The 8,781-nt window shown below is 65.6% G+C and carries 10 protein-coding genes and 1 tRNA gene; 5 read left to right on the top strand and 6 right to left on the bottom strand.

Going from position 1 to position 8,781, the window contains the following annotated elements; all coding sequences use genetic code 11:
• Positions 1-105: TetR family transcriptional regulator (locus QN350_RS18090; protein WP_323517046.1), on the bottom strand; the 105-nt coding region annotated here is incomplete at its 3' end.
• 214 nt (positions 106-319) lie between these two features.
• Between QN350_RS18090 and QN350_RS18085 the strand changes: the two genes are divergently transcribed.
• The 3 genes from QN350_RS18085 (at position 320) to QN350_RS18075 (ending at position 2,731) form a co-directional block, all read left to right on the top strand.
• Positions 320-571, top strand: a complete 252-nt coding sequence (locus QN350_RS18085; protein WP_322138750.1) for a type II toxin-antitoxin system prevent-host-death family antitoxin — start codon at positions 320-322, stop codon at positions 569-571.
• Positions 568-828 carry a Txe/YoeB family addiction module toxin gene (locus QN350_RS18080; RefSeq protein ID WP_322138749.1) on the top strand — a complete coding sequence of 87 codons (261 nt, stop codon included), beginning with the start codon at positions 568-570 and terminating at the stop codon, positions 826-828. Before QN350_RS18085 ends, QN350_RS18080 begins: the two co-directional genes overlap by 4 nt.
• A 625-nt stretch (positions 829-1,453) precedes the next feature.
• Positions 1,454-2,731: an RICIN domain-containing protein gene (locus QN350_RS18075; RefSeq protein ID WP_322138748.1), complete on the top strand. Its 1,278-nt coding sequence runs from the start codon at positions 1,454-1,456 to the stop codon at positions 2,729-2,731.
• Positions 2,732-2,835: 104 nt separating this feature from the next.
• Here the strand turns inward: QN350_RS18075 and QN350_RS18070 are convergent, their stop codons facing one another.
• Complete coding sequence (locus tag QN350_RS18070; RefSeq protein ID WP_322138747.1) at positions 2,836-3,063, bottom strand: hypothetical protein; 228 nt, start codon at positions 3,061-3,063, stop codon at positions 2,836-2,838.
• Between the two features lie 194 nt (positions 3,064-3,257).
• Positions 3,258-3,347, bottom strand: a tRNA-Ser gene (locus tag QN350_RS18065).
• A gap of 148 nt (positions 3,348-3,495) precedes the next feature.
• On the opposite strand from QN350_RS18065, the gene QN350_RS18060 reads away from it, so the two are divergent.
• Both QN350_RS18060 and radA read left to right on the top strand, forming a co-directional pair.
• Positions 3,496-4,296: an SGNH/GDSL hydrolase family protein gene (locus QN350_RS18060; RefSeq protein WP_322138746.1), complete on the top strand. Its 801-nt coding sequence runs from the start codon at positions 3,496-3,498 to the stop codon at positions 4,294-4,296.
• 118 nt (positions 4,297-4,414) lie between these two features.
• A complete protein-coding gene (gene radA / locus QN350_RS18055) occupies positions 4,415-5,782 on the top strand; it encodes a DNA repair protein RadA (protein ID WP_323517044.1) in 1,368 nt (455 codons plus the stop codon).
• A gap of 207 nt (positions 5,783-5,989) precedes the next feature.
• Here the strand turns inward: radA and QN350_RS18050 are convergent, their stop codons facing one another.
• The 3 genes from QN350_RS18050 to QN350_RS18040 all read right to left on the bottom strand — a co-directional run.
• Positions 5,990-7,621 carry a diguanylate cyclase gene (locus QN350_RS18050; protein WP_322138745.1) on the bottom strand — a complete coding sequence of 544 codons (1,632 nt, stop codon included), beginning with the start codon at positions 7,619-7,621 and terminating at the stop codon, positions 5,990-5,992.
• Positions 7,622-7,781: 160 nt separating this feature from the next.
• On the bottom strand, positions 7,782-8,222 hold the full coding sequence (locus QN350_RS18045) for a dehydrogenase (protein WP_322138744.1): 441 nt from the start codon (positions 8,220-8,222) through the stop codon (positions 7,782-7,784).
• Positions 8,223-8,309: 87 nt separating this feature from the next.
• The coding region (locus tag QN350_RS18040) for a hypothetical protein (protein WP_323517042.1) at positions 8,310-8,781 on the bottom strand (472 nt) is incomplete at its 5' end.

The raw sequence follows: 8,781 nt of genomic DNA, 5'->3' as shown, positions 1-8,781 counted from the left end.
CACGTCGGCGCGTTCGGCGATCTCCTGCGTCCCCACAGCGTCGAACCCGCGCTCGGTGAAGAGAGCGGCCGCGGCCGTGAAGATCCGTAACTGCTTGTCCTGCATGCTTCGTTCGCGGCGGCCACGGGTAGGACTGCGTTTCGCGTCCGGATACTCCGCCAGACCAGCCATGACGCCTCCAATGAGTTGACTCATTAATGACTACGCTCATTTATACGCGGATGCAAACCCGCGCCGGACCTCCTAGCCTCGAAGTGTCGCCATGCGATTGCGGTACTTTATTCCCGGGACGTACACTATTACGTACAAGGAGGCTCCTATGAGGACCATGACATATTCGGAATCACGAGCGCACTATGCCGAGACACTTTCGGCTGTGGTCGATGATCGTGAGGAAGTCGTGATCACTCGCGCCGGGCACGAGCCAGTTGTCATCGTCTCGCTCGATGAGTACGAGTCGCTCAAGGAGACGGCCTACCTGCTGAGAAATCCCGCCAACGCGCGACGCCTGCTTGGCTCGATTGAGCGACTGGAGTCCGGACGCGGCACGGTGAACGACCTGGCCGAGTGAAATTCGTCTGGGATGAGGATGCCTGGGCGGACTATGAATTGTGGCAGGCTCAGGACCGCAAGATCCTCAAACGGATCAACACCCTCCTCCGTGATGTCGCACGAAACGGAAACGAGGGCATCGGGAAGCCCGAGCCGTTGAAGCATGGCTTTCAGGGCTACTGGTCGCGGCGTATCACCGATGAACACCGCCTGATCTACAAGGTCGAGGGCGATGAAGTCCGGATCGCGGGGTGCCGGTACCACTACGGTCTGTGAGACTGAATCCTCCGTGAATCACGTGGTCCCACGATGAATCAGGTGTTCCGTCAGATGTCGCCAAAATGTTGCCACGGGGACTGAGAACAACGCTCGTGTGATGTATCGGGACATGGGTGTCAGTTCTATATCAGGACATCGGTAACACTTCCTGCATCAGGACATCGGTGACAGTTGGACGGTTTTCGATCGCCGTCCTCGTGGTCTGCCGGAGCTGACGTATTTGGTTCCGGGCTTGGGCCAGCGGTGTTCCATGATTTCGGTGCCTTCGTCGTCCAAGACGAGGAGGTGGTCGGTGCTCTCGACGAGATAGACGGTCTGGCAGGCGAGGGCGCGGCCGATGTGAAATCGGATTTGGCGGACTTGGACGATGCCGTTCCGGGCAACCATGGTGCGGCGGATTCCGTCCCAGCCGACCGGTCGCTGTCGGTTCCTCAGCCGGTCGTCTCACGGGCGCGAAATGTCATCCTGCCGAGGCTGTGTCGCCTGCAATTTAGCCCCTCAGCCGGGGGCGAACACACTTTCTGAAGTTCACGATTGACAAGTCGCGAATTATAACAATATCCTTCGGGGATAGGCGACAGTGCTACCCGAGCCGGCGTCCTTGGGGTGTGAAGGAGTGCGTATGTTTCGATCCAACTTTTTGTCGCGCGAACGGAGCAAACCGGTGCTGTTTACCGGCCTTGCCGCGGTGGTGCTGACCGCGGTCTCCATGATCGGCTTCCCGGCGGCGGCATCTGCTTCGCCGGCGGCGACCGTGATGGTTCAGACACAACGAATGTCTGACGCAACCTTGAACTCGACGCTGATCGGCTACTACCCGAAGGGCGCAATGTTACAGCTGTCCTGCTACAAGCGAGGGCAGAGCGTCAAGGGCTATTTCAGCAAGTGGATTGCCGGCGGATATGACGATCTCTGGTACAAGACCAGCGACGGTTCTTTTGTCGCGGACGTGGACGTTCAGACAGGCAGCAGCGCCCCGATCACAGGTCAATGTACTTCTGGGCCCACGTCAGTAGCGGTCGACACCAACGCGTGGTTCACCCTCACCGCAAAAAACAGCAACAAAGTCTTGGATGTTCGCGGTGGTGGCAGCGCAAACGGGACTGCGGTGCAGCAGTATCCCGGGAACGGATCCAATGCGCAGAAATGGCACTTCGTCGCTACGGACAGTGGCTATTACCGCCTAGTCAGCGCTCTCAACGGCAATGAGGTTCTCGACGTGCGTGGCGCCGGCGGATCGAACGGCACCAAAGTGCAGATTTGGTCGTGGGCCGGCGGGACAAACCAGCAGTGGATGCCTGTTGATGCCGGCAACGGAAACATCACCCTACGTCCGCGTCATGTAGGCCGGTGCCTGGACGTGACGGGCGGGTCAACCGCCTCGAGTGTTCAGCTGCAAATCTATGACTGCAACGGAACCTCCTCCCAGCAATTCGCGCGCACGAATGTGGGTACGGTCACTCCTGTTCCCGTAGCCAACAAGCTTGCGGCAGACGTCGACGCCTTCGTCAACTCGTCACAGAACAAGCTGTTGGACTACCACGGCAACGGCGCACACGAGTGCGTTGACCTGTTCAACTTCTATCAGCGAGACGTCATCCACGGAAGCTTCGTATCGATCGATTACGCGTACCAAATCTGGACGAAGTTTCCTGCCGGTGCCAGCAACTCGTACACGAAAATCTCTCCGTCAAGCACGCCGAAGAAGGGTGACGTTGCGGTTTGGTCAAGCAGCCTCCCGTACTCCGGAGGTGCTGGACACGTCGCCGTTGTCATGAGCCAAGTGAACGCCACAACGATTTCGGTGTTCGAACAAAACGCACCGAGAGGCGCCAAGTCCATCGTGAAGAACGAGAGCACAAGCTACCTCTTGGGCTATCTCCGGCCGAACCGGGCCTAGCGGTCCCAAGCACAAGCCAAAGAGCTCATATCCACCGATTGCCAGTCGGCGGATACGAGCTCTTTGGCTTGTATGGCTCCCTCGAAGCCACGAAACTGATTCCGTCAATCCTCGCGCCCGTTGGGACGGTCATTGTCCGGATTCGAGCGGAGCCGAAAGACCACTCCGACAGCTATCGAACCAAACAACAACACGAACACAAGTCCATCAGACAAAGGCGTCGACAAGCCGGCCATACCGATGGCCAGGAGCGCAAAACCCAAGGTGAAGCCGAAGGCGACGTTGGAGAAGATTCGGAAACGCTTGTGGCGTTCAGTAAGCGGCGTGCTCAACTTCCGACCCTCCTGACCTTCCGATTTCGGTTCGACAGCCCCTGCTCAGCGACGGTCACGTCAGAGCCTCTCAGAGGCCCGAAGAACCACTCCGCATCTCTGAGGGTTGTTGCCAAAATGTTGCCATTTGGGGATTTGCGGGAAAAGAAAACCCCCACATCCCAGTGTTTACATGGGATGCAGGGGGTGATTCGTGGCGGTACCGGTGGGATTTGAACCCACGGTGGAGTCTCCCCCACACAACTTTTCGAGAGTTGCACCTTCGGCCGCTCGGACACGGTACCGAGGGAGATTGTACGTGAGAAAGAGGGGTCTGCGCGAATCAGGCCGATATTCGGGGTTCGCGGGCGGCATCCGCTTGGCTCAAAACCGCGACACGCGAACACAGGAAGCGGAAAGCCGGCACCCAGAAACCGGCGGTACGCTCCCCCCGTGTCTTACGTCAAACCGAACCTTCGCGCGCTCCTGGTCACCCTCGGCGCCGTCACCACCGCCACCGGAATGACCGCCGCCGCCGTCGTTCGAGCCCGCGGCTTCCGGGAATGGCGCCAGGGCAACGCCCGGGTGCTCAACGAGACCCTCCCCGCGCACGCGCAGTGGTGGCGCGAGCACGGCCGGGAGCCGGGCGAGCTGCTCTACGTGGCGATCGGCGACAGCGCCGCGCAGGGGATCGGGGCCAGCGAACCGCGGCACAGCTACGTCGGGTTGCTGGCCGATCACATCCGCCTGGCCACCGGTCGTTCGGTGCGGGTCGTCAACCTGAGTGTCTCGGGGGCGACCGTCGAGCTCGCCGTGCGCGACCAGCTGCCGCTCCTCGCGGAGCTCTCCCCCGACATCGTCACGGTCGCGATCGGTGCGAACAACGTGGCGGTGTGGGATGCCGCGGTGTTCGAATCCGGGATCCGTACGATCTTCGCCGCGTTGCCGCCGCACGCTCTCGTGGCCGACCTGCCGTGCTTCCACTTACCGCACAACGAACGGATCGTGGCCGTCGGGAACCGGATCCTGCGGGCGGTCGCCGCCGAGTGCAGGCTCACCGTTGTGCCGCTGCACGCGACGACGAAGCGGCCGGGGCTGCGCAGCGTTGCCACCCACGTGGCCAACGACCTGTTCCACCCGAACGACCGCGGCTATCGGGTCTGGGCCGAGGCGTTCCTCCCGGCGTTGAGCGAGGATATCGCACTGCTCGTTCCGGAGGACGCCGAGGAGTTCGCCGACCTGCGCGAGGGGTAGGTTCGCTCGGCCGTCGGGTGGGCGTGCGGACTGCGGTCAGGACCTGAGCGAGGACTCCGACCGGCGTCGGCCCGCGCCGATTGCCCGGGTGTCGGTGGCCGAAGCTAGGCTCGCAGGCATGGCCAGACCCGTTTCCTCCTTCCGCTGTACCGAGTGTGGCTGGACCACCCTGAAGTGGGCCGGGCGCTGCGGCGAGTGCCAGCAGTGGGGCACCGTGGTCGACATGACGGAGAAAGCGAGCCTCTCCCGCGCCGTCAAGCCCGTCGCCGTGATCGGGTCCGGCATTGCGCGTCCGATCACCCACGTGGACACCACCGCGGTTTCGCACTGGCCGACCGGCATCGGCGAGTTCGATCGGGTGCTCGGCGGCGGTATCGTGCCCGGCTCGGTCATCCTACTGAGCGGCGAGCCCGGCGTCGGCAAGTCCACGCTGCTCCTCGAGGTCGCCTCGAAAGCGGCGGCAGCGAAGTCCCGGGTGCTCTACGTGAGCGCCGAGGAATCGGTGAGCCAGGTGCGCCTGCGCGCCGAACGCACGGGGGCGCTGCAGCCCGAGCTGTTCATCGCCGCCGAGACCGACCTCGCGACCGTCCTCGGCCAGATCGACGCCGTACAGCCGAGCCTCGTCATCATCGACTCCGTGCAGACCGTCGCGAGCGGCCTTTCCGACGGGCTCCCCGGCCAACCGAGCCAGGTGCGCGAGGTCGCATCCACCCTCATCCGGGTCGCCAAGGACCGCAACCTGCCCATCCTCCTCGTCGGGCACGTCACCAAAGACGGCTCGATCGCCGGCCCCCGCCTGCTCGAGCACCTCGTCGACGTCGTCTGCCAGTTCGAGGGCGACCGGCAGACAGCGCTCCGCTTCGTGCGCGCACTCAAGAACCGCTTCGGGCCGACCGACGAGGTCGGCTGCTTCGAGATGACCGGGGAGGGCATCTCCGAGGTGCCCGACCCGAGCGGCCTGTTCCTCACCCGCGGCGGCGTCCTGGTGCCCGGCACTTGCGTCACGGTCGCCCTCGAGGGGCGGCGGGCGATGCCGGTCGAGGTGCAAGCACTCGTCATGCCGAGCTCGGCGCCGAACCCGCGCCGGGTGACCAACGGGGTGGACTCGTCGCGCGTCGCCATGATCATCGCGGTGCTCGAGCAGAGGGCTGAAGTGAAGGGCCTCGGGGCGTCGGATGTCTACGTGTCGACCGTGGGCGGCATCCGTCTGACCGAACCGGGCGCCGATCTCGCCATCGCGCTCGCGATCGCCTCGGCGGCGCGGAACAAGCCGATCGGGCACGACGTCGTCGCATTCGGCGAGATCAGCCTCGCCGGCGAGGTGCGACCGGTGTCGTCGGCGAAGCAGCGTGCGAGCGAGGCGGCTCGGCTCGGGTTCGTGACCCGGATCGACTCGGGTGCCGGGCGGCTGGACTCGGCGATCCTCCTCGCGCTGCGCGAGCCGGTCTCGGCACGGGACGCGGAGCTCGACGCGGCGTTCCGGTAGCGGGACCGTGCCGGCCGGGCAGGCACGGCATTCCGCGCGCGCCATTTGCGCCGCTTCGCGCCTGCCGCGCGCCACTTGCGCCGCTTCGCGCCAGGCATGCCTGGCGCGAAGCGGCGGAGTTGGTGCGCGACGCTCAGGCAGCCTCAGCGCAGGCGGGAAGACAGCGTGCGAGCGCAACCGCAGGGTGCGCCGCAGTCGCAGGCGCTATTAGCGCGCGGCCGAGGCCTGGATGGTCGCAGTGTGCACGACCTGGTTCCGGCCGTCGCGTTTGGCGACGTACAGGCGTACGTCTGCGGCCCGGAGGAGGTCCGAGGTCTGCACGCCGTCCTCGGGGGCGAGGGCGACCCCGATGCTCGCGGTGACGGGCAGCCCGGCGGTGATCGGGGTCCAGTCGTAGTCTGCGATGTCGCAGCGGGCTTCCTCGAAGCGTTCACGGGCCTCCGCCGCGTCGGCGCCGGGCAGGATCAGCAGGAATTCCTCCCCGCCGAGGCGGGCGGCGATCCCGCCCTTGACCCGGTTGGCGGCGCGCTTCAGGATCTCGCCGAGCTTGCGCAACACCTCGTCGCCGACCGCGTGGGACAGGGCGTCGTTGATGCGCTTGAAGTGGTCGATGTCGATCATCGCGATGGCGAAGCACGGGCCGCCCTCGCCCGACCGGATCGCGGCGATGCTCAGGTGCTCGTCGACGAAGCGCCGGTTGTGCAGGCTCGTGAGCGGGTCGCGCTCGGCGAGTTCCCGGTAGCGTTCGCTCTCGCGCCGCGACTCGGCGGTCTGGAACATGGCTTCGAGGATGCGCCCGCGGGCCTCGTTCTCGCTCGCGCTGAGCGCGACCGACTGGGCGTGGTAGCTCCGGTATGCCTCGAAGGCCCGACGGTAGTCGAGGTTTGCGGCATAGGACTCAGCCTGTTCTCGGGCGACCTCGGTGAGCCAGCGGACGAGACCGTGTCCGGCGGCGAGGGTGGCGCACTGGTCGATCACGCGCTGGGCCGCGTCGAGTCGTCCCTGGATCCGGTAGACCTCGGCGAGGGTGACCAGTGCTGCCGAGACCGCATCGGGGTTGGGATCGTCGTTGGCGGTTTCGATGGCCGGGAGCAGCATCCGCTCGGCTTCGTCGAGCCGCCCTGCGGTCAGGTAGACCCTGGCGATGGTGTCGCGCGCGTACATGCCGATCGGGCGGGAGTTCGCGGCAGACAGGGCGAGCAGCTGTTCCGCGGTCTCGAGGGCGGCCTCGGGGTTGTCGGCGAGGTACTCGGTATACGCGAGGTTGTTGAGGATCATGTAGCGGATGTTGGTGTCGGTGTCGTCGATGACGAGCCGCAGAGCCTCGTTGTAGCGACGCCGCGACTCGTCGAAGGATCCGGCGGAGCCGAGGGCGTCGGCCAGGCAGAGCCGCGCGGCGGCCCGCATCAGCGGCACCTCGCGCTCGTCGATCAGATCGTTGACGAGAACCGCGTGCTCGAGGGCGAGGGCCGGGTCGCCGACCATCTCGAACACCGAGCCGAGCACGTCGTGACAACGGGACTGCAGGGCGACCTCGCCGTGCCGCTCGGCCCAGGCGAGGATCTGCTGCACCTCGGCGGCGCTGCGGCTGGGGTCTCCGCGGGTGCGGCTGATGTTGGCCAGGAGCACGCGGAGACGCCGCGCGACAGCGCCCCGGCCCAGGCCCGTTTCGACGCGGCTATAGTCGACGGGCTCGCCGTTCGCGCCATCGACATCGACGACGCGCAGCTCGACCAGCCAGTCCCTCGCGGCCTGGTTGGCCTCGTCGCGGTCGATCCAGAAGAGGCGCTCGACGCGCGCCAGTCTCGCCTCGATCGACTCATTCGGCGGTGCGTTCATCGTGGCCTGCTCCCCGACAGGCGTGTGTTCCCGGCCTTCATTCTCCCCACCGGGAACCCTCTCTGAAAGAGGAAGAAACACTGTCGAGGCTCAGCCTAGCGCCCAGCCCAGACACCGGCGAATGGACGCCTCGGGATGCCGCCGATGCGGGGTTACCGGCTTAGGCGTGGTCTCCGGAATCGGTTTCCGGGAGGGTGCCGAGCGCGGCCATCAGGTCGTCAGGGGCCGCCTGCATCACGTGCGGGCCGGCGATGTCGAAGAAGACCATCTCGAGCACGTTCCGATGCACGGTGAGGAAGTCGCGCAGCCACTGGGCGTCGCCGACCATGACCTGAGGGTCCACTTCGTCAGGCACCATGCGGACGTAGTTCTCGGCGGAGGAGAAGAGCAGCAGCATCCGCTTGTCGGTGCCCTCGCGGCCGAAGACGCGCACCTGCTCGCCCTGCCCGTTGACGACGAGCTGCGGCACGATCACGACGTCGTTGCGCAGGGCGTATGCGACGGCTGCGACGTCCTGGTCGGCGAGGGCGGCGGCAAGAGCCACAGAGCGGGTCGGCGGCATCATGTCAGTCGGGTCAGTCGGGTCGGTCGGCTCATTCACGCCACCCATTCAATCATTCCGCAAGCACCGGCCGGGTACCGGAGCAGACTATTCCGCTCTGGGCTGACGTTCGGTACGGACAATCGTTCAGTCGAGGATGAACTGCTTGGGCGTCGTCGACGCGATGCCGTCGACGGAGACGGCGAGATGGTAGGAGGCTCCCCCGGCCGGGGCTGCCGTGCGGGTCGACTCGTCGCAGGTGGCGGCGTTGGAGCGCACCCGGTCCCACGTGATCGGTGTCGTCGAGCTCACGGGAACGCCCGGTTGCAGGGTCACATCGGCGTCGGCGGCCGCACTCTGGCAGTCGGTCGAGGTCCAGTAGATGTCCTGGCCGCTCGAGATCGTGAAGACCTGCTTCGAGGTGCCCGCGTTGATCACACACGGGACGGTGCCCTTGTTCGTGATACTGAGGGAGAGCTCGGGCTTCTGGCCGGGCTGGTACGAGACGGCGTCGGTCAGCGCCTCGACCGTGACGGCGGCCGGGTCGCAGGCGGCGGGGGCGGCGTCCGCGGCTGCGGCGGCGGCGGGAGCAGGAGCGTCAGTGCCGGCGGTCGGGGTC

The sequence above is a fragment of the Cryobacterium sp. 10I5 genome (genome assembly GCF_035019865.1).
In the GTDB taxonomy this organism is placed as follows: Bacteria; Actinomycetota; Actinomycetes; order Actinomycetales; family Microbacteriaceae; genus Cryobacterium; species Cryobacterium breve_A.
This window is presented reverse-complemented; position numbering and strand designations above follow the sequence as displayed.